At 68.2% G+C, this 25,124-nt stretch carries 20 protein-coding genes; 8 read left to right on the top strand and 12 right to left on the bottom strand.

Features of this window, described 5'->3' with window-relative positions; genetic code table 11:
• Nucleotides 1-83 precede the first annotated feature (83 nt).
• Nucleotides 84-776: a P-loop NTPase family protein gene (locus ACSFA8_RS15415; RefSeq protein WP_435480373.1), complete on the top strand. Its 693-nt coding sequence runs from the start codon at nt 84-86 to the stop codon at nt 774-776.
• Nucleotides 777-779: 3 nt separating this feature from the next.
• On the opposite strand, the gene ACSFA8_RS15410 is transcribed toward ACSFA8_RS15415, so the two are convergent.
• Nucleotides 780-1,394 carry a helix-turn-helix domain-containing protein gene (locus ACSFA8_RS15410; protein WP_435480372.1) on the bottom strand — a complete coding sequence of 205 codons (615 nt, stop codon included), beginning with the start codon at nt 1,392-1,394 and terminating at the stop codon, nt 780-782.
• A gap of 46 nt (nt 1,395-1,440) precedes the next feature.
• On the opposite strand from ACSFA8_RS15410, the gene ACSFA8_RS15405 reads away from it, so the two are divergent.
• Genes ACSFA8_RS15405 through ACSFA8_RS15390 form a run of 4 tightly spaced genes read left to right on the top strand, consistent with a single transcriptional unit; the run spans nt 1,441 to nt 6,452 of the window.
• A complete protein-coding gene (locus tag ACSFA8_RS15405) occupies nt 1,441-2,568 on the top strand; it encodes an NAD(P)/FAD-dependent oxidoreductase (RefSeq protein WP_435480371.1) in 1,128 nt (375 codons plus the stop codon).
• Between the two features lie 17 nt (nt 2,569-2,585).
• A complete protein-coding gene (locus ACSFA8_RS15400; protein WP_435480370.1) occupies nt 2,586-3,911 on the top strand; it encodes an aspartate aminotransferase family protein in 1,326 nt (441 codons plus the stop codon).
• 34 nt (nt 3,912-3,945) lie between these two features.
• Entirely contained in the window at nt 3,946-4,929 is a 984-nt protein-coding gene (locus ACSFA8_RS15395) for a Bug family tripartite tricarboxylate transporter substrate binding protein (RefSeq protein WP_435480369.1), read from the top strand.
• 2 nt (nt 4,930-4,931) lie between these two features.
• A complete protein-coding gene (locus tag ACSFA8_RS15390; RefSeq protein ID WP_435480368.1) occupies nt 4,932-6,452 on the top strand; it encodes an amidase in 1,521 nt (506 codons plus the stop codon).
• Nucleotides 6,453-6,459: 7 nt separating this feature from the next.
• Here ACSFA8_RS15390 and ACSFA8_RS15385 read toward each other — a convergent pair whose 3' ends face one another.
• The 8 genes from ACSFA8_RS15385 to ACSFA8_RS15350 all read right to left on the bottom strand — a co-directional run bounded on the left by ACSFA8_RS15385 (nt 6,460) and on the right by ACSFA8_RS15350 (nt 13,355).
• A complete protein-coding gene (locus ACSFA8_RS15385; protein ID WP_435480367.1) occupies nt 6,460-6,993 on the bottom strand; it encodes a disulfide bond formation protein B in 534 nt (177 codons plus the stop codon).
• Nucleotides 6,990-8,087 carry a sulfate/molybdate ABC transporter ATP-binding protein gene (locus tag ACSFA8_RS15380; protein ID WP_435480366.1) on the bottom strand — a complete coding sequence of 366 codons (1,098 nt, stop codon included), beginning with the start codon at nt 8,085-8,087 and terminating at the stop codon, nt 6,990-6,992. Before ACSFA8_RS15380 ends, ACSFA8_RS15385 begins: the two co-directional genes overlap by 4 nt.
• Nucleotides 8,088-8,100: 13 nt before the next feature.
• Complete coding sequence (gene cysW, locus ACSFA8_RS15375; RefSeq protein WP_435480365.1) at nt 8,101-8,994, bottom strand: sulfate ABC transporter permease subunit CysW; 894 nt, start codon at nt 8,992-8,994, stop codon at nt 8,101-8,103.
• 141 nt (nt 8,995-9,135) lie between these two features.
• A complete protein-coding gene (gene cysT / locus ACSFA8_RS15370; RefSeq protein WP_435480364.1) occupies nt 9,136-10,026 on the bottom strand; it encodes a sulfate ABC transporter permease subunit CysT in 891 nt (296 codons plus the stop codon).
• 6 nt (nt 10,027-10,032) lie between these two features.
• Nucleotides 10,033-11,037, bottom strand: a complete 1,005-nt coding sequence (locus tag ACSFA8_RS15365; protein WP_435480363.1) for a sulfate ABC transporter substrate-binding protein — start codon at nt 11,035-11,037, stop codon at nt 10,033-10,035.
• Nucleotides 11,034-11,609 (bottom strand): RBBP9/YdeN family alpha/beta hydrolase, encoded by a 576-nt coding sequence (locus tag ACSFA8_RS15360; protein ID WP_435480476.1) that lies wholly within the window; start codon nt 11,607-11,609, stop codon nt 11,034-11,036. Before ACSFA8_RS15360 ends, ACSFA8_RS15365 begins: the two co-directional genes overlap by 4 nt.
• A gap of 82 nt (nt 11,610-11,691) precedes the next feature.
• Nucleotides 11,692-12,333 (bottom strand): peroxiredoxin, encoded by a 642-nt coding sequence (locus ACSFA8_RS15355; RefSeq protein ID WP_435480362.1) that lies wholly within the window; start codon nt 12,331-12,333, stop codon nt 11,692-11,694.
• Between the two features lie 104 nt (nt 12,334-12,437).
• The gene (locus tag ACSFA8_RS15350; RefSeq protein ID WP_435480361.1) at nt 12,438-13,355 is read right to left on the bottom strand and encodes a LysR family transcriptional regulator; all 918 of its coding nucleotides are present in this window, start codon (nt 13,353-13,355) and stop codon (nt 12,438-12,440) included.
• 129 nt (nt 13,356-13,484) lie between these two features.
• Here ACSFA8_RS15350 and ACSFA8_RS15345 point away from each other — a divergent pair, with 129 nt between their 5' ends.
• A complete protein-coding gene (locus ACSFA8_RS15345) occupies nt 13,485-14,132 on the top strand; it encodes an FMN-dependent NADH-azoreductase (protein ID WP_435480360.1) in 648 nt (215 codons plus the stop codon).
• 127 nt (nt 14,133-14,259) lie between these two features.
• On the top strand, nt 14,260-15,204 hold the full coding sequence (gene panE / locus ACSFA8_RS15340) for a 2-dehydropantoate 2-reductase (RefSeq protein ID WP_435480359.1): 945 nt from the start codon (nt 14,260-14,262) through the stop codon (nt 15,202-15,204).
• Nucleotides 15,205-15,265: 61 nt separating this feature from the next.
• Here the strand turns inward: panE and ACSFA8_RS15335 are convergent, their stop codons facing one another.
• The 3 genes from ACSFA8_RS15335 to ACSFA8_RS15325 are packed head-to-tail and all read right to left on the bottom strand — an operon-like array spanning nt 15,266 to nt 23,273.
• Nucleotides 15,266-20,797: an alpha/beta fold hydrolase gene (locus ACSFA8_RS15335; RefSeq protein ID WP_435480358.1), complete on the bottom strand. Its 5,532-nt coding sequence runs from the start codon at nt 20,795-20,797 to the stop codon at nt 15,266-15,268.
• Nucleotides 20,794-22,593 (bottom strand): ATP-binding response regulator, encoded by a 1,800-nt coding sequence (locus tag ACSFA8_RS15330; RefSeq protein WP_435480357.1) that lies wholly within the window; start codon nt 22,591-22,593, stop codon nt 20,794-20,796. Before ACSFA8_RS15330 ends, ACSFA8_RS15335 begins: the two co-directional genes overlap by 4 nt.
• On the bottom strand, nt 22,590-23,273 hold the full coding sequence (locus tag ACSFA8_RS15325; protein ID WP_286620555.1) for a response regulator: 684 nt from the start codon (nt 23,271-23,273) through the stop codon (nt 22,590-22,592). The genes ACSFA8_RS15330 and ACSFA8_RS15325 overlap by 4 nt, the downstream gene beginning before the upstream one ends.
• Nucleotides 23,274-23,496: 223 nt before the next feature.
• Between ACSFA8_RS15325 and ACSFA8_RS15320 the strand changes: the two genes are divergently transcribed.
• Entirely contained in the window at nt 23,497-25,122 is a 1,626-nt protein-coding gene (locus ACSFA8_RS15320; RefSeq protein ID WP_435480356.1) for a phospholipase D-like domain-containing protein, read from the top strand.
• Nucleotides 25,123-25,124: the final 2 nt, after the last annotated feature.

Genomic DNA, 25,124 nt, shown 5'->3' with positions numbered 1-25,124 from the left:
GCGCACCCTTTTTTACAGGGACTGGCACGGCGTGGCACCTAAAATGCCCGCGACCTCTCCCCTCCACTCTTTCCGGGCATCTCATGAGTTCCATCAATTTCATCGGCGGCGAAAAAGGCGGCGTCGGCAAGTCGGTCACGGCGCGGGTGCTGGCGCAATACTTCATCGATCGCAGCCGTCCCTTCACGGGCTACGACACCGACCGGTCGCACAGCTCCTTCACGCGCTTCTACGAGGGCTTCGCCTCGCCCGTGGTGGTGGACAGCTTCGAGGGCCTCGACACCATCGTGAACGGTTTCGAGACCAACCCGCACCAGAGCGTGATCGTCGACCTTGCTGCGCAAACGCTGGCACCGCTGTCGCGCTGGATCAAGGAATCGGACTTGTTCGACGTGTTCAAGGAACTCGGCATCGCGGTCAACTTCTGGCACGTGCTCGATGATGGCCGCGACTCGACCGACCTGCTCGGCCGCCTGATCGACACCTTCGGCGATCGGCCCAACTACATCGTGGTGCAGAACTACGGCCGCGGCAGCGACTTTGCGATGCTGCTTGGCTCGCAGTCGCTGGCCAAGGCCACTGCCAACGGCGCCCAGGTGATCGCGATGCCGCGCCTGCACGACGCCAGCATGCGCAAGATCGATGCACAGAACACCAGCTTCTGGAAAGCGGTACACGACAAGGAAGGCCCGAACGCGCTCGGCCTGCTCGAGCGCCAGCGCGTCAAGACCTGGCTGGCAACCGCTTACGCCGCGTTCGACACGCTGCCGTTGTAAGGCCTAGCGCTCGGCCATCACGACCACCACCTGCGCATCGGCCTTGCCGGTCGACAGGTAGATGTGCCCGACGCCGCTGTCGAAGTACGCCGACTCCTGGCGTTTGAGCTCGATCGCTTCGCCCGTCTCGAAGTGGATGCGCACGCTGCCCGCCAGCACCATCACGAATTCCTGGCCAGCATGGCGGATGAAGTCCGGAAACTGGCTCAAGGCGCGCGCCACGATGGTGCCGTGCAGCGGCGTCATGCGCTTGCCCGGGAAGTCGGTCGCGAGCATGCGGTAGTCGTAGTTCTGGCTGTCATAGCCCGGTGCGGCGTCCAGCGTCGAGCGCACCACCACGGGCCTCTTCCCCCCGTCGACCAACGCTGCCTGAGCGCGCGGGTCGAACAGTTGGGCGATGTCCACCTCGAGCGCCCGCGCCACTGCCGCGAACTTCTCGTAACTCACCGAGATCTGGCCCAGTTCGACCTTTGACAGCGTCGACAAAGCGACGCCCGAACGCTCGGCCAGCGCCTTGAGCGTCAAGCGCTGGCCCTTGCGAATCTCGCGCAATCGCTCGCCCATGCGCGCACGATCCAGCGGCGCCGCACTACGCTTGCTGGATGGTTTGACAGGCATCGTTTTCCCCATGAGTGGCACGATTCTCGCATGAGAGAATTCTCGTATGAGAGAATTTGACGTCATCATCCTCGGCGCCGGCATCGCAGGCGCGTCGGCTGCATTCCGCCTGGCCGGGCACCGCAGCGTGCTGCTGCTGGAGCGCGAATCACAACCCGGCTACCACTCGACCGGGCGTTCGGCGGCGATGTTCATGGAAAGCTACGGCCCGCCCGCGGTGCGCGCCCTCACGCGGGCCAGCCGCGCGTTCTACGAGCAGCCGCCGGTCGGCTTCGCCTCCGAACCCCTGTTGACGCCACGTGGCGTGCTCTACCTCGCCACCCACGGCCAGGAGGCCCTGTTGCAGGCAACGCGCAGCGAACTGGGCCCCGCCTGCCCCGACCTGGAAGTGCTCGATGCCGACGCGACGCTGGCCCGGGTCGGCTGCCTGCGGCCCGAGATGGTGTGCGCCGCACTGTTCGAGCCGGGCGCGCAAGACATCGACGTGCATGCCCTGCACCAGGGCTTTCTGCGCGGCTTTCGCCAGCTCGGTGGTGAACTACGCACCGGCGTGCAACCGCAGGCCGCCGTGCGATCCGGCACGCAGTGGGAATTGCAGTTGCCCGATGGCGAGACGGTTCGAGCACGCAGCGTCGTCAATGCGGCGGGCGCCTGGGCCGACGAAGTGGCCGCTCTATTCGGCGCGGCGCCGATCGGCCTGGTGCCGCACCGGCGCAGCGCCTTCACTTTCAAGGCGCCCGATGGCACGGACGCCTCCGGCTGGCCAGCCGTGGTCGGCGTCGACGAGAGCTACTACTTCAAGCCCGATGCCGGCCAATTGCTGGGCTCGCCCGGCAACGCCGACCCCACGGTGCCGCACGACGTGGTGCCCGAGGAGATCGACATCGCGATGGGCATCCACCAGATCGAAAGCGTCTCCAATCTAAGCATTCGCCGCCCGACCAGCACCTGGGCAGGCTTGCGCTCTTTCGTGCGCGATGGCGAAATGGTGATTGGCGAGGATGGCGCCTGTCCCGGTTTTTTCTGGCTCGCGGCACAGGGCGGCTACGGCATTCAGAGTGCGGCCGCCGCCAGCGCGTTGGCCGATGCGCTGTTGCGCGGCGTGCCCCTGCCGGAAGAACTGCTTCGACACGGCGTCGAGCCTTCAGCGCTGTCGCCGGCGCGCCTGCGTTGAACCGGAATCACCAAGCCATGAACGACACCACCGCCTCCCGCTCGTCAGTCCTCGACGATGCCCTGGCGGAAGCCACCGCGCGCTATGGCGCCCGCAATCCCGCCAGCGAAAGGGCGCTGGCCGAAGCGGCCGACGTGCTCCCCGCGGGCAACACTCGCAGCGTGCTGTTCCACACGCCCTTTCCGCTGGCGATGGCGCGCGGCGAAGGCTGCCATCTGTGGGATGTCGATGGCCATCGCTACCTGGATGCGTTGGGCGAATTCACGGCGGGCATCTACGGCCACTCGAACCCGGTGATCCAGCAGGCCATCGTCAGCGCCTTGCACGACGGGTTGAGCCTGTCTTCGCACACGCCGCGTGAAGGACTGCTCGCGCACGAGATACAGCGCCGATTTCCCGGCATGGCCCTGCTGCGTTTCACCAACTCCGGCACCGAGGCCAACCTGATGGCGCTGGCCGCAGCCACCGTGCACACCGGGCGGCGCAAGGTGCTGGTGTTCGACGGCGCCTACCATGGCGGCGTACTGTCCTTCGGCGGTGGTGGCTCGCCGGTGAACGTGCCACACGACTTCCTCGTCGCGCGCTACAACGACCTGGAGGCCGCACAGGCACTGGTGCACAGGCATCGCGCGGATCTGGCCGCGATCCTGGTTGAGCCGATGCTGGGTGCGGGGGGCTGCATCCCGGGGCAGCCGGTGTTTCTGCACGGCTTGCGTGCGCTGGCCGACGAATGCGGCGCCCTGCTGATCCTCGACGAGGTGATGACCTCGCGGCTGTCGAGCGGCGGCCGGCAGGCGCAGTTGGGCCTGTCGCCCGACCTCACCACGCTTGGCAAGTACTTCGGCGGTGGGCTCTCGTTCGGCGCCTTCGGCGGGCGCGCCGATGTGATGTCGCGCTTCGATCCGCGTCGGCCGGATGCGCTGGCCCATGCCGGCACGTTCAACAACAACACGTTGACCATGGCGGCAGGCCTGGCCGGCCTGACTCAGGTGTTGACGCCGGCGGCGCTCGACGCGCTGAACCGGCGCGGCGAACAATTGCGCGAGGGGCTCAACGCGGTGTTCGCACAACACGCGGTAAATCTGCAGTTCACCGGTCTGGGCTCGGTGATGCAGTTGCACGCCACCGCGCGTCCGTTGCGCAGTGCGGCCGACCTGGCCGGCGCCAACGACCGCGTCAAGGCACTGCTGTTCTTCGATCTGCTGGAGCGCGGCGTCTTTCTGGCGCGCCGCGGTCTGGTTGCCCTGTCGCTGCCGTTTGGCGATGCACAGGCCGATGAATTCGTGGCGGCACTGGAAGCAGTCGTCGCTGGGCGCCGCGGGCTGTTGCCCACGGTCGGCTGAGGTTCTCCAACCCTTTTTATCAAGCGAGCTCACCATGCAACACATTCCCTTCAAGGCATTGCGCCGCACCCTGTTCGCCGGCAGCCTCGTCTTCTTCGCCGGGCTCGCGTCCGCCGCCGGCTACCCGGAACGACCGCTGGTTCTGGTGGCGCCCTACTCGGCCGGCGGCGCGGCCGACGTGCTGGCCCGCATCCTGGCAAAGAAGCTCGAAGAGCAGCTCGGCCAGCCGGTGGTGGTCGAGAACAAGCCCGGCGCCGGCACCGCCATCGGTGCGGCCGCCGTCGCCAATGCCAAGCCCGACGGCTACACACTGCTCATCAGTTCCAACTCCACCTTCACGCTGAACCCAGCGCTGCAATCCAAGCTGTCGTACGACCCGGTCAAGGGCTTCGACGCGATCGGCATGGTCGGTTCGGTCGCGCTGGCGGTGCTGGTGAACCCCTCGGTCGCAGCCAACGGCGTGAAGGAACTGGTGGCGGCCGCCAAGGCCAGTCCCGACAAGTACGTATACGGCAGCTTCGGCAACGGCACCAGCTCGAACTTCGCCGGCGCGATGTTCAATGCCAGCACCGGCCTGTCGATGACGCACATCCCCTACAAGGGCAGCGCGCCGCTGATGACCGACCTGATCGGCGGACAGATCCCGGTGTCCTTCGACACCGTGGTGGCGGCCGGACCGCAGCGCAAGAACGGCAAGGTCAAGGTGCTGGCCGTCACCACCGCCAAGCGTTCGGCCCTGATGCCCGACGTTCCCACCATGGCCGAGAGCGGCTACCCGGGCTACGAGCTCAATGCCTGGATCGCCCTGGTCGCGCCACGCGGGCTGCCGGCCGACGTCAAGGCGCACCTCGAGAAGGCGCTGGCCACGACGATGGCAACGGCCGATACCCAGGACAGGATGAAGAACGCGGGCTTCGAGCCCGGCTACCAGGCCATTCCCGACTGGGCCGGCATGGTCACGGCCGATACGGCACGCATGCGCAAGATCGCCGAGCAATCGCAGATCAAGGCAGAGTAGCCGTGGACAGCGCCCTGCCCGAACTCTCCGCGGTCGAGCTGCGGCGGCTGATCGGCAGCCGCCAGCTTTCGCCCGTCGAGCTGATGCAGGCCTGCATCGTGCGGATCGAGGCCCTGAATCCGGCCATCAATGCCGTCTGCGCCACCGATTTCGGGCGTGCGCTCGACAGCGCGCGTGCGGCCGAGCAGCAGGTCATGCGCGGTGCACCGCTGGGCCCGCTGCACGGCCTGCCGCTGGGCGTGAAAGACCTGCAGGACACCGCCGGCCTGCTCACCACCTACGGCAACGTGCGGCTGCGCGGCAATGTGCCGGCGGCCGACAACGCATTGGTGGCCAGGCTCCGGGCCGCGGGTGCCATCGTCACCGCCAAGACCAACGTGCCCGACATGGGCGCCGGCGCCAACACCCGCAACCCGGTGTGGGGCGCCACCGGCAACCCATTCGACCCCACCCGCAACGCGGGCGGTTCTTCGGGCGGCTCGGCGGCGGCGCTGGCGGTCGACATGCTGCCCCTGTGCACCGGCTCGGACACGGGCGGGTCGCTGCGCATCCCGGCAGCCCTGTGCGGCGTGGTCGGGCTGCGGCCCTCGCCAGGCCTGGTGGCCAACGATGCAAGGCCGCTCGGCTGGTCCGTCATCTCGGTGCTCGGCCCGATGGGGCGCAGCGTGGCCGACGTCGCGCTGCAACTGGCGTCGAGTGTCGGCTTCGATGCGCGCGATCCGCTCTCCTACCCGGTGGACGGCGCTTCGATCTGGCCGCTCGAGTCGGTCGACCTGTCGACACTGCGCGTCGGCTACACCGAAGATTTCGGCCTTTGCATCGTCGACCCCGAGATCCGCCGGGTGTTCCGCCAGCGCGTGGAAGCGATCCGCCCGCTCGTGGCGCGCTGCGAGCCGCTTGCGCTCGCACTCGGCGCCGCCGACCGCGCGTTCGACACGCTGCGTGCCGAGAGTTTCGTCGCCGCCTTTGCCGACACCTATCGCGAAGCACCCGAAACGCTGGGCCCGAACGTGCGGGCCAATGTCGAGATGGCCGCCGCCATCACCCTGGCCGACCGCGCCTGGGCCCATCTGGAACAGACCCGCGTGGCGCGTCAGTTCGCACGCGCGTTCGAGCAGTTCGACCTGATCATCGCGCCGACCACGCCGGTGACGCCCTTTCCGTGGACGGAACTCTATGCCGAGCGCATCGACGACCAGGCGATGCGCAACTACTACCACTGGCTCGGTCTGACCTACGTGGTGACGCTCGCCACCAACCCCGCGCTGTCGCTGCCGTGCGGCGTCGACGAGCACGGCATGCCGTTCGGGCTGCAGATGGTGGGCCGGCTGCGTGGCGACGCGGCCCTGCTGGCTGCCGCCCGGAGCCTCGAACAGGCCTTTGCCTCGACGGCCGCGCTGGCGCGGCCCCGGCCGGATCTGCAGGCGTTGAGCGTGCCCCGGCCTGAGTTGAAATCGATCGTGACCCATCCGCCGCTCAATGAGGGCAGCGCGACGGGCGCGGCTGGCCTCAATGCCGTTTGAGCCGCACTCAGGCGCCCGTGGCGGCGGTGAGTGACCCGGGCGCGTCGCTGCGGCGGCTGAACAGCAAGCCGATCAGCAGCAGGCCGAACACTACGAAGGAGATGAACGACCAGTTGGCGATCGACAGGCCCAGAAAAGTCCAGTCGATCTTGGAGCAATCGCCGCTGCCCTTGAAGATCATCGGCAGCGCGCGCTGCAGCGGAAAGGTCTCGATCATTCCGTAGATGTCGCGCCCGCAACTCACGAACTCGGGCGGATTCCACTGCAGCCAGCTCTGCCGCGCCGCCGTGAAGGTACCACCCGCGGCCGCCACCAGCGCCAGCAGCGCGGCCGGGATCTGCAACTTTCTTTTGCCGGTAGCGCCCGCCAGTCCGGCGAAGAGCGCGACCAGAACAAGCGCATAGCGCTGCACCACGCACATCGGGCAGGGCTCGAGCCCGACCACATGCTGCAGATACATGCCGAAGGCGAGCATCGCCAGGCAAGCGACGCAGATCAGCGCGAACGCGCGGCGCGGAGCGCCAAAGTACCAATCGATCAAGGGGAAACCCAGTCTTCAACGAACACCCTGGCTTTGCGCGGCGTGGCGACAACGGTGTCGCCCTCGCGCAAACCCAGATCCCGGAACTGTTGCGCAGGGAGTTGCGCTTCGATGATGGTTCCGGAGCCCGGATTATCTGGATTCGATTCGACCGGCTCAAGTTCCAGCCGCGCGATCGGGCCGACCACGATGGCGCGCGTGAGCGTCGCCACGATGCCGCTGGTGACGCCGGGCACATGGCGCGTGATCGCCAGATCGTGCGGCCGCACATAGGCCAGCGCCTTGCTGTCTTGCACCAGGTTGTGCTCGGGCGCATGCAGGCGGATGCCTTCGACCTGCACCTCGCCCTCGTGCGCGCGGCCGTGGAACAGGTTCACGTCGCCCAGAAAACCGTAGACGAACGGGCTCGCCGGGTGATCCCACACCTCCTGCGGCGAGCCGACCTGTTCGATCTGGCCCTTGTTGATGACGACCACGCGGTCGGCCACCTCGAGCGCCTCTTCCTGGTCGTGCGTGACGAAGATCGAGGTGACGTGCAGCTCGTCGTGCAGGCGGCGCAGCCAGCGGCGCAGTTCCTTGCGCACCTTCGCATCCAGTGCGCCGAAGGGCTCGTCGAGCAGCAGCACCTTGGGCTCGACCGCGAGCGCGCGTGCCAGTGCGATGCGCTGGCGCTGCCCGCCAGAGAGCTGCGAGGGGTAGCGGTCGGCCAGCCAGTCGAGCTGCACCAGCTTCAGCAGGTCCAGCACCTTCTTCTTGATCTGCGCTTCGCCCGGACGCTCCCGGCGCGGCTTGACGCGCAGGCCGAAGGCCACGTTCTCGAACACCGTCATGTGGCGGAACAGCGCGTAATGCTGGAACACGAAGCCGACCTGGCGCTCGCGCACATGCACGTCGGTGGTGTCTTCGCCCGAGAACAGGATGTTGCCGGCGTCGGCCGTCTCCAGCCCGGCGATGATGCGCAGCAGCGTGGTCTTGCCGCAGCCCGAGGGGCCGAGCAGCGCGACCAGTTCGCCCGAGGCGATGTCGAGGTTGACGTTGTTCAGCGCGCGGAAGTCGCCGAAGCGTTTGCTGATGTTGCGGATTTCGATGCTCATCTTCTTCTCTCTTTCAGGCCGCCGGGGGCCGTTCGGGCGGCAGTGCGGCAATCGCCTTCATTTCGCGCTCGTGGCGCCACTCGATCACCGACTTGATCACCAGCGTGACCAGTGCCAGGATCGCCAGCAGCGACGCACAGGCGAAGGCCGCCACCGACTGGTACTCGTTGTAGAGCACTTCCACATGCAGCGGAATGGTGTTGGTCTGGCCGCGGATGTGGCCCGACACCACCGACACCGCGCCGAACTCGCCCATGGCGCGCGCGTTGCACAGGATCACGCCATACAGCAGGCCCCACTTGATGTTGGGCAGGGTCACGCGCCAGAAGGTCTGCCAGCCGGTCGCGCCGAGCACGATTGCGGCCTGCTCCTCGTCGCTGCCCTGGGCCTGCATCAGCGGGATCAGTTCGCGTGCGATGAACGGGAAGGTCACGAACACGGTGGCCAGCACGATGCCGGGCACCGCGAAGATGATCTTGATGTCGTGCTCCGAGAGCCAGGGCCCGAGCCAGCCCTGCGCACCGAACACCAGCACGTAGATCAGGCCCGCCACCACCGGCGACACCGCGAACGGCAGATCGACCAGCGTGGTCAAAAAGGCCTTGCCGCGGAACTCGTACTTGGCAATGGCCCACGCGGCGGCCACGCCGAACACCAGGTTCAGCGGCACCGCAATGGCGGCCGTGATCAGCGTGAGTTCGATCGCGCTCCAGGCATCGGGCTCCTGCAGCGCCTCGATGTAGGCGCCCAGGCCCTTGCGCAGCGCTTCTGCCGCCACGGCCGCCAGTGGGAGCACCAGGAACAGCAGCATGAACAGCAGCGCGACAGTGATCAGCGTCCAGCGCACCCAGGCAGATTCGGTGGTGCCGGAGGTTGCACGGCGAACCACTTTGGAAGGCGCACTCATTTCAGTGACTCCGATGCGTCGGATGCGCGGCCCGGGCGCGGAACACCGCAGAACCGGCTTCGCCGGGCTGCAGGTGTTGCCCCCGGCGAGGGGGTTGGCGAAGCGACACGAAGTGCGCGAAGACTGGGGGAGTACTTCATGTCACACACCTCCCGACCGTCGGCGCTGCCATGCTTGCAATCCGTTGATCACGAGCAGCAGCACGAACGAGAAGAACAGCATCACCAGCGCGACCGCCGTAGCGCCCGCGTAGTCGTACTGCTCGAGCTTGCCGATGATGATCAGCGGCGTGATCTCGGACACCATCGGCATGTTGCCGGCGATGAAGATCACCGAGCCGTATTCACCGATCGCACGCGCGAAGGCCATCGCAAAGCCGGTTAGGAGCGCCGGCGCGATCGACGGGAAGATCACCTTGGTGAAGGTCTGCAGCCGCGTGGCGCCGAGCGAGGTGGCCGCCTCTTCCAGCTCCTTCTCGGTGTCTTCGAGCACCGGCTGCACCGTGCGCACCACGAACGGCAGGCCGATGAAGATCAGCGCAATCACGATGCCGGCCGGCGTGAACGCGAGCTTGATGCCGTGCGGCTCGAGAAACTGCCCGATCCAGCCGTTGCCGGCCAGCAGCGCAGTCAACGAGATGCCGGCGACCGCGGTCGGCAACGCAAACGGCAGGTCGACCAGCGCGTCGACGATGCGCTTGCCCGGGAACTTGTAGCGCACCAGCACCCACGCCACGAGCAGGCCGAACACCAGGTTCACCAGCGCCGCGATCAGCGAGGCGCCGAAGGTCAGCTTGTAGGAGTGCACCACGCGTGGCGCGCTCACGGCCGTCCAGAACTGCTCCCAGGTGAGCGTGAAGGTCTTGAACACCAGCGCCGACAACGGGATCAGCACGATCAGGCTCAGGTACAGAACCGTGTAGCCCAGGGTCAGATTGAAACCGGGCAGAACGCGGCGCGAGGCCCGCGTGGCACCGGCATGCGAAAGCGGCGCTGCCGGGGACGGCAGCGCCGAAGAAACGACTCCACTCATGATGGGTTACTTGGCGCCGGGCGTATAGAGTTTGTCGAACTGGCCACCGTCATTGAAGTGGATTTTTTGCGCTTCGCTGAGGCTGCCGAACAGTTCCGCGACGGTGAACAACTGCACCGGCTTGAAGGTGGCGGCGTATTTCTTGAGCATGGCCTGCGAGCGCGGGCGCAGCGCATGCTTCGCGGCGAGTTCCTGTGCCTCTTCGGAATAGAGCCAGTCGAGGTAGGCCTTGGCGAGTTCGCCGGTACCCTTCTTGGCGGTGGTGCGTTCGACCACGGCCACCGGGTTCTCGGCCAGCACGCTGATCGACGGGTAGACAGCATCGACCTTGCCGGCACCGAACTCGCGGTCGATCGACACGACTTCCGATTCGAAGGTGACCAGCGCGTCGCCGATGTTGCGTTGCAGGAATGCGGTGGTCGCGTCGCGCCCGCCGCGCGCCAGGATCGGCACGTTCTTGAACAGCTTGCCGACGAATTCGGCCGCCTGCGCGTCGGTGCCGCCCTTCTTCTTCACGTAGCCCCAGGCGGCCAGGTAGGCGTAGCGGCCGTTGCCGCCGGTCTTGGGGTTGACGATCACCACCTGCACGCCCGGCTTGACCAGGTCGTCCCAATCCTTGATGCCCTTCGGGTTGCCGTTGCGAACCAGCATCAGCATGGTCGACGTGGTGGGCGCCGCGTTGTCGGGGAAACGCTTGGCCCAGTCCTTGGCGACCACGCCCTTCTCGGCCAGGAACTCGACGTCGGTGGTGGTGTTCATCGTCACCACGTCGGCCTCGAGGCCGTCGGCGACGGCGCGCGCCTGGGCGCTGGAGCCCGCGTGCGACTGGTCGATCTTGACGTCTTTGCCGGTGGTCTTCTTGTAGTGGGCGACGAACGCGGTGTTGTAGTCCTTGTAGAACTCGCGCGCCACGTCGTACGACACGTTCAGCAGCGTGCTGCTCTGCGCAAAGGCGGCGGAGCCGGCGAACAAGGCAAGGCCGGCGAGAAGGATTTTTGTTCTGGAAGTCATAGGGTGGCCATGGTTTCGATGGAATCCCGACGTGCCGGCCGCTGCGCGGGCGTGTCGGTCAGCGACTGCAGCAGCGCCAGGCCCAAAGGCCAGTCGCCGTGTCCGGAGTCGATGTTGATGTGGCCCGCATTCTGCATGCGGACGAATTCGCTGCCCCAGGCACGGGCATAGGCGCCTGCCAGCCGCACCGGGCAAAAGGGGTCGTTGCTGCTCGCCACCACGACGCTGCGGTACGGCAGCTTCGCAAACGGCACCGGCGCAAAATCCGAGAGCACCGCGCGCCGTTCGGGATCGGCCGGCGCCACCAGCAGGGCACCGGCGATGCGCGCCACGGCCGCGTGGCCCAGGTGTGCGGTTGCGATGCAGCCCAGGCTGTGCGCCGCGATCACCACCGGCTCCGGTCGCGAAAGAATGAGCTTTTCGAGGTTGCCGATCCAGGCCTCGCGCGATGGCGTGACCCAGTCGTCCTGCACCACACGCTCGGCACCTGCCAGTTGCTCGGCCCAGAGACTCTGCCAATGGCCCGGGCCCGAGTCGCGCCAGCCCGGAACGATGACCAGCCGGGTCACCAGCCCAACCCCAGGCTTGCCACTGCGTGTGCTTCGCCAACCCTCTCCAGGGAGCCTGCGTCTTCAGGCGGCCGCGCGATGCTCATCACTTGTTCGGCTGCGGCGTCAAGCGCAGGTACGGCCGTACGGCGTTGAATCCCTTGGGGAAGCGCTGTGCGAGTTCGGCTGGATCCTGCAGCGACGGAATGATCACCACGTCGTCGCCGTCCTTCCAGTTGGCCGGCGTCGCGACCTTGTGGCTGTCGGTGAGCTGCAGCGAATCGATCACGCGCAGGATCTCGTCGAAATTGCGGCCGGTGCTGGCCGGGTAGGTCAGCGTGGTGCGGATCACGTGATTTGAATCGATGATGAACACGCTGCGCACCGTGGCGGTGGCCGATGCGTTCGGGTGGATCATGTCGTAGAGGTTCGCCACCGTGCGGTCGGCGTCGGCCAGGATCGGAAAGTTGACCGTGGTGTTCTGCGTCTCGTTGATGTCGTTGATCCATTCGCGGTGCTTGTCCACCGGGTCGACGCTCACGGCGATCGGCTTCACGCCGCGCTTCGCGAACTCGGTCGAAAGCGCGGCAGTCTTGCCCAGTTCGGTGGTGCACACCGGCGTGAAATCGGCCGGGTGCGAGAACAGCACCACCCACGAGTCGCCGGCCCACTGGTAGAAGTCGATCGGGCCTTCGCTGGAGTCTTGCGTGAAATTCGGGGCGGTGTCGCCGAGTCGGAGGGTGGCCATGGTCGATCCTGATAGCAGTACGGCCAGCCATTGTCAGAACAAGCGCTTGGAACTCAAACGAATATCTAATTGTTTGAATATGGTGTTTATCGAATAAGCAGGCTTCAGATCACGAAGTCGTGCGGCTCGTCTCCGTTGAGGTTGTCGGCCAGAAACTCGATCAGTTGGCGCACCGCCGGCACCAGCGCGCGGCGCGGCGGGTACATCGCGTGCGTGATTGCCGCGGCCGGCCCCCAGCCGGGCAGCACTTCCACCAGGCGGCCCGCCTTCACGTCGTCGCGGCACATGTAGTCGGGCAGTATCGAGGCGCCGACGCCTTGCAACACGGCGAAGCGCAGGCTCAGCAGGTCGTCCGCCACGTAGCGCGGTACATGGTCGTGCCGGTGCGTGGCGCCATCGGGGCCGAACAACTGCCAGCTGGTCGTGCCATCGCTGCTGGCCATCGCGAGCGTGTCGAGCTTGGGCAAATCGTCCACCGTCCGAGGCGCCGGGTGGCGCCGCAGCAAGTCCGGGCTTGCAACCAGCAGGGCGCGGCTTTCGCCGAAGCTGCGCGCTGCCAGCGTTGTGCTGTCCTCGATGACTTGCCGCACCCGCAGTGCGATGTCGATGCCCTCCTCGATCGGATCGACCGGCCGGTTCAGCACCCACATCTCGAGCCGCACCAGCGGAAAGCGTTTCAGGAAGGTCGGCAGCATCGGGCCCACGCTGCTGTGCGCGAGCGTCACCGGGCAGCTGATGCGCACCGTGCCGCGCGGCTCCGTCTGGATCTGGGCCACCGCCTCGGCCGCTGCCTGCGCCGCGTCGCGCATGGCGGCGCAATGCCGTAAATAGATCGTGCCGGCCGGCGTCAGCGAGAGGCTGCGGGTGCTGCGCTGCAGCAGCTGCACCCCCAGCCGGGCCTCAAGATCGGCCACACGGCGCGAGAGGCGTGATTTCGGCACGCCGAGCGAGCGGCCTGCCGCGGCAAAGCCGCCGTGCTCGGCGACTTCGGCAAAAAGAACCATGTCGTTGAGATCTTGCACGGATCGTTGTCCTATCAGTGGAACGATGTGGCCTATTTTTGCCTACTTATCGATCAATCGCTACAAAAATAGAATTGACCCCGAGCCGACGTCTTTGCCGGCACCTTCATCGAAAGAGAGCGAAAGATCATGAAACTGCTGCACGTCGATTCCAGTGTCCTGGGCACCAATTCCGTTTCCCGCCTGCTGACGGCCGAAGTGGTCGCCGAATGGCGCAACAGCCATCCCGACACCACGGTCGACTATCTCGATCTCGCGGTCGACACCCCCAACCATTTCAGCGCCGATGCGCTCGGCATCAAGGTCGGCGTGCAAGCCGAACCGACCGAAGCGCAGCGCTTTGAAAACAGCGTGTCGGAAAAGCTGGTGACCCAGTTCCTCGCGGCCGACGTGATCGTGGTCGGCGCCCCGCTCTACAACTTCAGCGTGCCGAGCCAGCTCAAGGCCTGGATCGACCGCCTGGCCCAGATCGGCCGCACCTTCAAGTACACCGACAAGGGCCCGGTCGGCCTGGCCGGCGGCAAGACAGTGATCGTGGTGTCGACCCGCGGCGGCGCTTACTCGACCAGCGAAGGCGGCCGTGCGATGGAACACCAGGAAAGCTACCTCCAGGTGGTCTTCGGCTTCTTCGGCATCACCGACGTGCGCTTCGTGCGCGCTGAAGGCTTGTCCATGGGCGACGCGCCCAAGACCGCGGCGCTGGCCGCTGCGCGCAGCGACATCAATGCGGCAGTCGACAAGGCCGCCAACCAGGACGTGGCCGCCCTCGCCGCCTGAGCGTCGTCCGCCCGCTCCCGCAAAAGCCCGCGCATGCGGGCTTTTGCCTTGGTGCTTCTGCACCGTTCGCGCCGATCGACTACAACGGCACTGAATGGGCAGCGCAACGCCCGCAGGAGCAATGAAGATGAGATTTCTTGTCGTGGGCGCGGGCGCACTCGGTGGCTACTTCGGCGGCCGCCTGCTGCAGGCCGGGCAGGACGTGAGCTTTCTGCTGCGCCCTCGCCGGGCTGCCCAACTGGCCGCGAACGGGCTCGTCATCAAGAGCCCCGCGGGCAATGCCCATATCCCCGCGCCGCCCCATGTGCTGTCCGACGACATCGACGCACCCTTCGACGTCGTCATCGTCGGCTGCAAGGCCTACGACCTCGCGCAGACCATCGACTCCTTTGCCGCCGCCGTCGGGCCCGACACCGTGATCATCCCCCTGCTCAATGGCATGCAACATCTCGACGCGCTGGCCGAACGCTTCGGCCGCGCGCGGGTGCTCGGCGGGCTGTGCCTGATCTCGGCGGTGCTCGACGATGCCGGCACCGTTTTGCACCTGAACGACATGCACGCGCTGAACTTCGGCGAACTCGACGGCGGCCGCTCAGCGCGTGTCGACGCGATCGCCGCGGCGTTTGCCACCGCCAATTTCAGCAGCACCGCGAGCGACAGCATTTTGCAGGCGATGTGGGAAAAATGGATGTTCATCGCCTCGCTCGCAGGCATCACGACCCTGATGCGCTCGTGCGTCGGTGACATCGTGAGCGCGGGCGGCAAAGACTTGGCGCTGGCGCTGCTGGACGAATGCGCGGCCATCGCCACGCACAACGGCTTTGCGCCGAGCGCAGCGTCGCTCGAGCGGGGCCGCGCGATGGTGAGCGCACCGGCTTCGCCGCTCACGGCATCGATGTTCAAGGACATCGAGCGCGGCGCGCCGACCGAAGCCGACCACATCCTCGGCGACCTGCTGAGCCGGGGCGCGCAGGCCGAGCAGCCAGACCGGCCGATGCTGCGGATTGCGTATGCGCACCTCAAGACCTACGAGGCGCGGCGCTCGCGCGAAGAAGCCGCCCGCGCCGCCTGACGGGCGGGAGCGCCTTGCGCCCGTGAAGGTGTTGCGCCACGGCCGCGCCGATGGCGGCGCGTTACTGCCGCGCTGATGGCGCGCGCGCAAAACGGGCAGGCCCCTCGACTTTCCAGCTTCGATCGCCGGCCGGATCGAGACTGCGCGTGCATCGGGTCGTGCCGCCGTCGAGGTCGAGCGTGACGCTGATCTGCCAGTGCCCGCCCGGATCACGGTTGACAAGGACGACCGCATAGCCATCCCGCGTGCCAACCGCCGCGGTCGCCATCGTGGCCTGCAGCGTGGCGGTCGGGAAGCGCAGTTCGAGCGGGCCGTCGAGCCAGAACTCGTCGGGCCGCGCGTTGACGAAGGGCCAGGGCGCATACAGGCCCGAAGACACGATCGAGATCACCTCCACCGGGCCGGACGGGCCTTCGAGCCACAGGCTCGAAACGCTCGACATGTGCCGATCCCCCGAAAGGATCACGACGTTGCGCGCGCTGCTGTCGCGCAGCAGCTCCAGCAGGGCCTGTTGCGACGCGGGGTAGCCGCTCCAGTCGTCCAGCCCGAGCCGTTCCGCGGGGTCGCCGAATGCGGCCGCCCGCGGCAGCGGGAACAACGCCACTGGCGAGACCACGAACTTCGGCAAGTCCGCAGGCGACGCCTCCAGCCACTTCCGGAGGTCGTCCATGCCGGATGGGGCACGGATGGCCGCCTGATCCAGCAGCTTTGCGCTGCCCGTGTCTCGCAGCGCGCGGCGCTCGCGCAGGCTGCGCGTGTCGAGCATGAAAAACGGAAAGCCGGCGGGCGCGATCCGGTAGTCGAACGGGCGCTGGTCGATCGAGTCCGGCCTCGCGCCGTGCACGAGCTTGTGCTGCTGCGCGGCATAGGCGCCGAGCGCGGCGGCGGTTCCGGGCTCGCCGTAGGGATCGGCGCCCGGCTCCCAATCGTCCATGACCTCGTGGTCGTCGAGCAGCGGATAGCAAGGCATAGACGCCGCCACCTCGCGCAGCGCCTGCAGCCCGAAGTTCAGTGCATACGCCTGGCCGACGTCGTCGCCGCCTGCAGGCACGAACAGTCCCGCGGTCTGGTCCACGTAGACCTGATCTCCGGCGAGCAGCAGCAGTTGCGGCTTTGCCGACGAGGACGAGGCCTCAAGCCGCCTGGCCAGCCGTGCCATGGAGGCCTGCGCGGGCAGCCGGTCGACCAGCCCGGGCACGTACTGGCAACTCGCTAGCGCGAAGCACAGCGACGCCTGCGCGGGGCTTTCGGCCGGCTGTGCCGCACCGATCCATGCGGCATCGAGGCGGATCACCGCAAACGCAAGCTGCTGCGCGTTCGCGCCGGCGAGCGTGCGCTCGACCTGCACGCGGATCTCGTCGATCGGCGCGCGATCCGGCTGCGCGAACAGCGTGCCGGCCAGCCTGGCACCCAGGATGTCGACCGCGCTGCGATCGACCGGCAGGTCGTCGTGCGCGGTGAGCACGGCAAAGCCCTGGTAGTCGCCCAGCCGTGCATCGAACAGTTCGACCTGCAGCGCTTCGTGCAGCAGCGTCTCACGCGTGGTCTCGATCGCCACCATCGACGCGGCATCGAAGCTCCATCGTTCGCCCTGGCGTCGTGCCGGTACGAACACCACGCAGCGGGCGGTGGCATGGGCCGGCGGCGGACGCAGCGCCAGCCGGCAGTGGAGCTTGCCCGGCTGGTCGGCACGCCGGGCCACATGGCCGAGCCAGGGGCCGGTCGCGGGCAAGCGCGCGACCCAATCGGGCGGGTTCGGGCTGCCGGAGCCGGGCAACGTGCGGAACTCGTCCAGGAACCCGACGATGCGCGGGAACACGTCGTCGCAGGCCTTCTCGCCGATCAGCGTGTCCTGGTGGCCGTACTCGCCGAGCACCAGCAACTGGCGCGGCGTGCCCTGCCCCAGCGCGAGGTCGCCCTCGGGCGGCTCGGGCGGCTTCTGGGGCAGGCCGCCGTCCTTGCCGAAGACACGCTTGAGCAGCCAGAAGCTGTCGTACGAACCGCGCCAGTCGAACACGGCGTTCTGCCGCCCGTGCAGCAGCAGCAACGGAAAACCGAAGCGTTCGCCCAGGCGCTCGAAGGCGACCGCCTGGTTCTGGCCACCGGCATCGGTCAGAACCTGCTCGCGCGCGTAGTGGGCCACCTGCGCCAGACCCCGCACCATCACGAAGCCATAGATCGCGTCCAGCGCCTGCAACGTTGCGTCGCCGACGTTTCGCAACCGCATGGTCTGGCCGAAGATGGCGTCGGCGCGGTGCCGCACGACGGCGAAGCCGGGCACGGTCTGGAGGCGCTCGGCCTCGCCGTCGCCGTCGGGATAGGGAAAGGTCGCGAGCAACCCGTCGATGAGGAAACTCATCGACGCGCCGAGGCCGGCCGGCCGCGTGTCGAACTGCTCGACGCCGATGTACTGCTGCAGGTAGCTGGCGACAAAACCGCGGAAGCGGTTGAAGCCGGTCGCCCGAACCAGCGGCCCGACCTGCGAGAGCACGACCGCGCCGATGCGTTGGTGCAGATCCGGCGAACGCAGCACGGCCACGCTGAACATGGCCGCCCCGATGCAATGGGCCACCACGTCGACCTTGCCGTCGCCGGAATCCGCATAGGCCCGGCGCAGGGTCTCGATGGCATCGGGAATGTCGGCCATCGCGACCTCGTCGAACGACCAGTAGCGCCGCGGGCCCGTGAACCCGATGCTGGTTCGCAGGTCGAGCACCCACACCTCGCGCCCCGCACCGAGCAGGGCCGCCACCAGGTTGCCCGGGATGCTCTCGTGCGCGAAGGTCGAGCCGCTCGCGCCGTAGCCGTGGATCAGCAGCACGGGCCGGGTGCCGGCGCGGCGCGATGGCGGCCGGTAGCGCGACAGCAGGCGCTGCGCCGGCGGACCGGCGTACGCGGCTGCGGCCGGCTCGACCGGCAGCCGATCCGGCACCACCGCGCCGACCGCTCCCGGCAGCCGCTGGTCAACGCGCTTGGACTGGTCAAGCGGCGGCAGGAAATCGAGCAGGTGGATCTGCAGCACGGTGCGCAGCACCCACAGCGCGAGTTCGATCAGATCTCCGAGTTGGTTCGGCTGATCTTCCTGACGCTCGACGCGCAGCAGCGGTTGCAGCTTCTCGACGAAATAGGAGGGATCGAGCACCAGCCGGCCGAGCCTTTCCGGCCCGGCGGGGCGTACCAGTTCGAGCTCGCCCTCGCTCAACTGCCGCCACGGGTTGCCGCCTTCGACGAATTCGATGCGCTTGGTCAGGCGCAGGCGATCGCCTGGCCGCAGCGGCGAGCCGTCCGGGGCAGCCAACACCGTCCAGTCGTACTGGATCAGGCGCACCGCGCCCAGATGCGAGCACAGCGCAAGCAAGTCGCTGGTGCTCGCGCCCGAAAGGTCGCCGTTGCCGATCAGCTTGCCCAGCTTGCTGCGCGCGAGTTGCTGCGTGCGAAGGATGCGCACGATGGCGTCGCACTTCTCGCGCACGAGAATCGAGGCCATGCCTTCGCACTGCGCCTCGGGCGCGTCGTCACCCCGGCCGAAGCGCACGACCGCGGTCTGCTTCAGTGCCCTCGGCAGGGTGCGAAGCGACTGGATCTCGGCCGGCTCGAAGACAACCTCGGCGGAAAGATCGAAGTCGCTGCCATCGATGCGGACGCGGCCCGTCATTCGCTCCTGCATCGAGACGACCGTCTTCGCCGGCGCGCGCGGGCGGGTCAGGTCGCGCCGCAAGGGGCGTTCCGACGCGGCCGGCTGCGTCGCCTCGAGCAGTTCCAGGCCCCAGTCGTCAGCCAGCACCGGGATCGCGCGCTCGGCCAGCGCCGCGATGGTCAGCGAAGGGTTGATGCCGAGCGAAACTGGCACGATCGAGCCGTCGAGCACGGCCAGCCCGCACAGCAGGGCCTGCGTGGCGCCCTCACTGCTGTAGACACGGCCCCAGCCATCCACCACGCCGGTTTCGCGGCAATCCGACATACGGCATCCACCCAACGGATGAACCGTCGTCACCGCGCCCACCGCCGGCGGCGGATCGCCCAGCACCTGGAACGGCGGCAGCGGGCTCCACAACGGATTCGGCAACACGCGTCCGCCCAGCCCGTGAAAGGCGTCGTGCGCGGCATGCAGGGCGTTCATCTGTGCCTGGAACACCGGCTGCTCCGCGACCGCGTCCCATTCGATGCGAACCTGCGCATCGGCCATCGGCATGTCGTCGCCGGTGAAGTGGATCGTGCCACCGGCACCGTCGTCCCCCATCATTCCGTAGACCGGCGTGCGGCGCAGAACCTCGTCGTCCACGCAGAGCGGGTCGGGCTTCTGCTCGTGCGGCGCATGGAGGTCGAAATCCATGCGCGCCAGGCCCTGCAGGGCGTCGGTCGTTGCCACCACTTCGGCGAGCAGGCGCCGCAGCGGCGCCGGGATCGCGAACTCTTCGATCACCAGCGGACGCTCCCCTTTCGCCGGAGCTGTCCGCAACAGGCCGGTAATGGTCGGCCCGATGTGGCGTTCCGCGGGCGCGTCGCCCTCCAGCGCGCTCGACAGCGCCTCCTGCTTCTGGTCGCAGGCCACGGCGATCATGTCGCCGTTGGTCGAGAAACCCGCGCCGAGCGCCTTTGCGGCGACGGCCAAGCCGCCCTGCTTGTTCGAGCGCAGCAGGATCTCGGTGGAGCCCAACGTCCCCGCGGCCAGAATCACCCACTGCGCGCGCAGCACATAGGGTTTCGCGTTGTCGGTGCGCGCCTTGCGCCGGTCGGTGAAGAAGAACTCGACCGCGTAGCCGCCGTCCGCGGGCAGCGGCAGGATCCGGTGCACGGTGGCGCCGCAGAACAGGCGCGCGCCGCGGGCCCGGGCCAGCGCCAGGTAGTTGGTGTCGAGCGACTTCTTGGCCCGGTGGTTGCAGCCGCTCACGCAGTCGCCGCATTGCAGGCAGGGATGCATCGCCACGTTGGCGGCCGTGCGCGTGTGCTCCTTGAAGGCAATGGCAACCCATGCCTTGCGCCGGGTTCTGGCGCGCATCTGCCGACCGGCCGCGAGCAGCGAATCCAGCTTGGAGACGCTGCCGGGAATCTGCTCGATGCCCAGCATGGCTTCGGCGCAGGCATAGTGCGGCGCGAGCGACCCCCGGTCGATGCCGGCGGGCCATGCCGATCCGGCGAATGCGTCCGTGGTCGCACGCTCCATCACCGCCGCATTGATCAGCGAGCCTCCGCCCAGCCCGTTGCCCAGCAGCGCGTTGACCTTGCCACCAAGCCGGACGTCGAACAACCCCGAGGCATTGCCGCGCGCCGGTTGTCCGTCCCCGCGGCTGAACCGCACGTGCCCCGGCAGTTCGCCGAAGGTGGCCGGAAACTCGCCCGGCAGGTATTCGTTGCCGCGCTCCAGCACATAGACCCGGATCGGCGGCTTCGGGGTTTCGTCGGCCGGGGCGCCGCTGGGACGTGCGCCCGCCAGCCGCGCCGCCGCGACCGCACCGCCGTAACCGCTTCCGATCACCAGCACCTCGCAATGCAGTGCGCCGGGTGGTGCCGCCTCGACCTCCTGGACGAGCACTTCGGCCGCCTCCGAAATCCACCGATGCCCACCATCGGCGTGGCCGTTGCCGCTTGTCACGCGCAGCTCCCAACGGGTTGGCCGGGCGCCCTCAGGCCCCGATCGATCTCCGCAACGAGTGCACGGCCCAGCGCGTTGTCGTCGACGGGCTTCCGCAGCAGCGGCAACGCCTGCCGCCGGGCCGTCTCGACCACCGCCTGATCGGTGTCGGCCGTGACGATGACCACCGGCAGCCCGGCCCGCGCCGCGCGCAGCGACTCGACCGCCTCGAAGCCAGAGCGTCCTTCGCCCAGCCGGTGGTCGACCACCGCAACGTCGGGCCGGCTTTCGCCCAGGTGGCGCAGCGCCTCTGCGATCGTGGCGGCCGACAGCACGCGGCAGCCCATCGCGCCGAGCGCGTTGAGGTAGGCGCCGCGCACCATCGGGTCGTCTTCGAGCACCAGCACGCAACGTCCGGCCAGGCTCCACGGCAGGCGCGCGTCTTCGCCCTCCGCGTCGGCGCCCGAGGCGCGCGGCAAGCCGAGGCGAAAGCTGGCGCCCATGCCCGGGCTTGATTCGAGCGCGACCGACACCTTCAGCAGCTCTGCCATGCGGCGCACGATGCCGAGGCCCAGGCCGTGCCCCGCGGCCGGGGCAGCGCCACGGCCCTGCAACTGAACCAGGTCTTCGAACACGAGCCGGTGGTGTTCGGGTGCGATGCCCGGACCACTGTCGCGCACCGTGACACCGACCTCGGCGTCGCGCTCGTCGACCTGCACCTCGACCTTGCCGCCTTCGGGCGTGAACTTGATCGCGTTGTCGACCAGGTTGGCGAGCATCCGGCGCAGCAGGTCGGGGTCGGTTTGTACGGCCAGGCCGGCCGGGCATGCTGTCTGCACCTCGATCCGGCGTGCTGCCGCGGTGGCGCCAAAGCCGCCCGTCACGGCGGCAACGAGCCGGTCCAGCCGCACCCGCTTCGGCTGGGGAACCACCACGCCGGCGTCGAGCTTCGACACATCGAGCAGCGCGTCGAGCATGCTGCGCAGCTGCTCCAGGCTGATGTCCACGACCTCGACGATCGCCTGCGCGTCCGGCGCCATGGGCACATGGCGCAGCGCCCCGACGTTGAGCGCCATCGCCTGCAGCGGTTGCCGCAGGTCGTGGCTGGCGGCAGCCAGGAAGCGGCTCTTGTCGTTGTTGGCCTGCACCGCGGCATCGCGCGCGATGGCCAGTTGCGCCCGTTCGAACTCCAGTGTGGTGGCCAGCGCCTGGTTCTCGAGCCGGATGCCGAACGACTCGTCGAAGGTCTGCAGGTTGCGCTTCGCGAAACGGATCTGCACGCCAAAGAACATCAGCACCAGCGCCCCGACCCCCCAGCCGAGCCAGCCGAGCCAGCCGCCGGCCAGCATCCACATCGCGGCGGTCGGCACGAAGAGCAAGCCCGCATAGGCGAGGAAAGCCGGCATCACCGTCGCGCTGGTGGACACGGCACCCGCGCCCCAGGAAACGAGAATCATGGTGAGCACCGCGTCGAGCGCCGGATCGAGCCAGGCCATGAAGAACGCCGCCGACCCGTTGCAGGCGCCGATCAGCACGTTCCAGTGCACGGTGGCGCGCAGGCGCCGGGCGATCGGCTGTGCACGGTCTCGCGCCATGCGCGCCAGCGCAGCGGCGCGCCACTCCCGGCTCGCGATCACCGCCACGAACCAGCCGGCCACCAACGGCGCGGGCACGGCCTGCCAGGCGATCGCGGCGACGACGGTCGCAGTCAGCAGGATCTGCCAGCGCAAGCCCACAGCCTGCTCTGCCACCACCTGGAGGCGACGCTCGTCCAGCTCGGCGGACGCCTCTACGAGCAGCGCGGCCGGGGCGTTCATGCCGGCTCGAGCGCCCAGGCGGCCTGCGCGTCGAACACGCGGCACAGGGCATCGGTGCGGTTGCGCGCGCCCAGCGCGCGATAGACCATCGACAGGTGCACCTTGACCGTGCCTTCCGCGATCGACAGCTGCCTTGCGATCAGCTTGACCGGCGTTCCGCGGATCGCCAGCGCCAGCACCTCGCGCTGGCGCGGCGAAAGCTCGACCCGCAGGAAGCGGGCGAGGTCTTCGCGCGGCAGCTCGTCCTGGTCACGGGCCCGCGTCACGTCGTCGGCCAGCACGAACTCCGCCGGCAGGTAGACGCGATGGCGCAGCACGACGCGCAACGCGGCCTCCATGTCCTCGAGGCGGTACGACTTGGGGACGAAGCCGGCAGCGCCTGCCTCGATCACTTCGCGCACGCGCTGCGGCGAACTCTCGGCCGATTGCATGCACACCGGCGTGGCCTCGTACTGCGCCTTGATCGCGCGCAGCGCGGCAACGCCCGAGAGCTGCGGCAGGTGGTAGTCGAGCAGAACCAGATCGAGGTCGGTTGCCGCGAGCTTGCACGCAGCCTCGACATCGCGCACGGCGTCGAACACGAAGGGCCGACCGGGCTCGATCTCGGCAGCCATCCGTTCCAGCAGAAGGCGAGTGCCGTTCCAAACGATCTCGTGGTCATCGACCAGCAGAACCTTCATAGGGTGCTCCAGACATCGCAGCGCGAACCCCCTTGCCTTCAACGGCAGGTTAGCGCAAAGCCGCCGAACAAGCGATGGCGGCGACCTACGCCGAAGGCCTAGTCCGACGGCCGCTGCGATGTCCGGCGCCGCCTAGCCGTGGCGCGCAATGGTTGCTTCGCGGGCAACGCGGAAGACTCCCTGGCATCGGCTCACGCAGGCCATTCGATGCAAGGACAGCGCCATGACGACCAAGCCTCTCTCTCCCTTTTGCATGGCATGGCGCCGCGCCGCGCGCCGGTGCTGCGGCGCGATCCTGGCGCTTGCCTTGCTCCTTGCCTCCCTGCTCACCGGATGCGCCGTGCTGCCGCAGGACGTGCTCCGGACGGCATCGCAGGCCCGCACGGATGTCGAGCAGAGCACGCTCGCGCGCGTCGCCGCCGCCTCGCTGGCGGCCGGACCGCAGTCGTCCGCCCTGCGCCTGCTGCCGGCCGGCGACCAGGCTTTCGACGCCCGGATCGCACTCGCGCGCAGCGCCGAGATCTCCATCGACGCGCAGTACTACGTGATCGCGAACGATCTGTCGGGTCGGCAGTTCCTGCGCGAGCTGCACGACGCAGCGGCACGCGGCGTGCGCGTGCGCCTGCTGGTCGACGACCTCTATGCCGGCGGCGACGACGGACTGCTGGACGGCCTGGCCGCGCACCGCAACGTGGAGCTGCGTCTGTTCAATCCGCTGCCGGTGCGCACCGGCGGCGCGGTCGCACGGGTGCTGCTTTCACTGCACCAGCTGGAGCGGGTGAACCGGCGCATGCACAACAAGCTCTTCGTCGCAGACAACAGCTTCGCGATCTGCGGCGGGCGCAACATCGCCGACGCTTATTTCGGGAGCAGCGAGCCATCCCACTTCATCGACATGGACGTGCTGGTCGCGGGCGCCGCGGTGCGCGAACTGTCAGCCGCCTTCGATGCCTTCTGGAACGGCCCGAACACCTACACGGTCGAATCCATCGCCGGTGCGCGCGCCGACCCCGCTGTGGCACGCGCGCGCTTCGGCGCGCTCATGAGCGGTCTGGCCCGCTTCGTGCTGCCCGAAGGTGCGCGCGATTCCCTGGGCCGCGGCGGCGTCGGCAGCCAACTCCGGGCCGGACATGTCGAGCTGCAGCCGGCCAGCGTGCGCGTGGTCGCTGACGCCGCCGAATGGCCCGAGGCGGCTGCGGGCGGCGCCGGGCGCTCCGAGGGCGCAGTGATGAACGCGAACCTCGAACTGCTCCGCACGGCACGCTCCGAGGTGCTTGTCGTGTCGCCCTACTTCGTGCCGATGGCCCGCATGATCGATGCGTTCCGCCACGCGAGTTCGAGCGGCGCCCAGGTCTCGGTGATGACGAACTCGCTGGCGACGACCGACGAGCCGCTGGTTCACCACGGCTACATGCGTCACCGTTCGGCGCTGCTGAAGCTGGGCGTCTCGCTGTACGAGCTGATGCCGAGGAGCGCATCGCATCCGGTGGTGGAGACCGGATCAGGGCGCGGCTCGCTCGGCCGACTTCACGCCAAGCTGGCGGTGGTGGACCGGCGCTGGTTCTATGTCGGCTCGATGAACATGGACCGGCGCTCGGCAAACTGCAACACCGAGCTCGGCCTGGTGGTCGATAGTCCCGCGTTGGCGGGCGAACTGGCCGACCTGATCCGCAGGGAGCGCATGCCGACAAGCTTCAGCGTCGGCCACGCACCCGGCGGCGGCGCGTTGCAGTGGAGGTACGCGCGCGACGGCCGCCAGTGGATCCTGAACCGGGAGCCCGATTCGAACTGGGCGCAACGGCTGCGCTGGTCGGTGTTGTCGCTGGTCGTGGACGAGGACTATCTCTGAAG

The sequence above is a fragment of the Variovorax nitratireducens genome (assembly GCF_051216545.1).
In the GTDB taxonomy this organism is placed as follows: domain Bacteria; phylum Pseudomonadota; class Gammaproteobacteria; order Burkholderiales; family Burkholderiaceae_C; genus Variovorax.
This window is presented reverse-complemented; position numbering and strand designations above follow the sequence as displayed.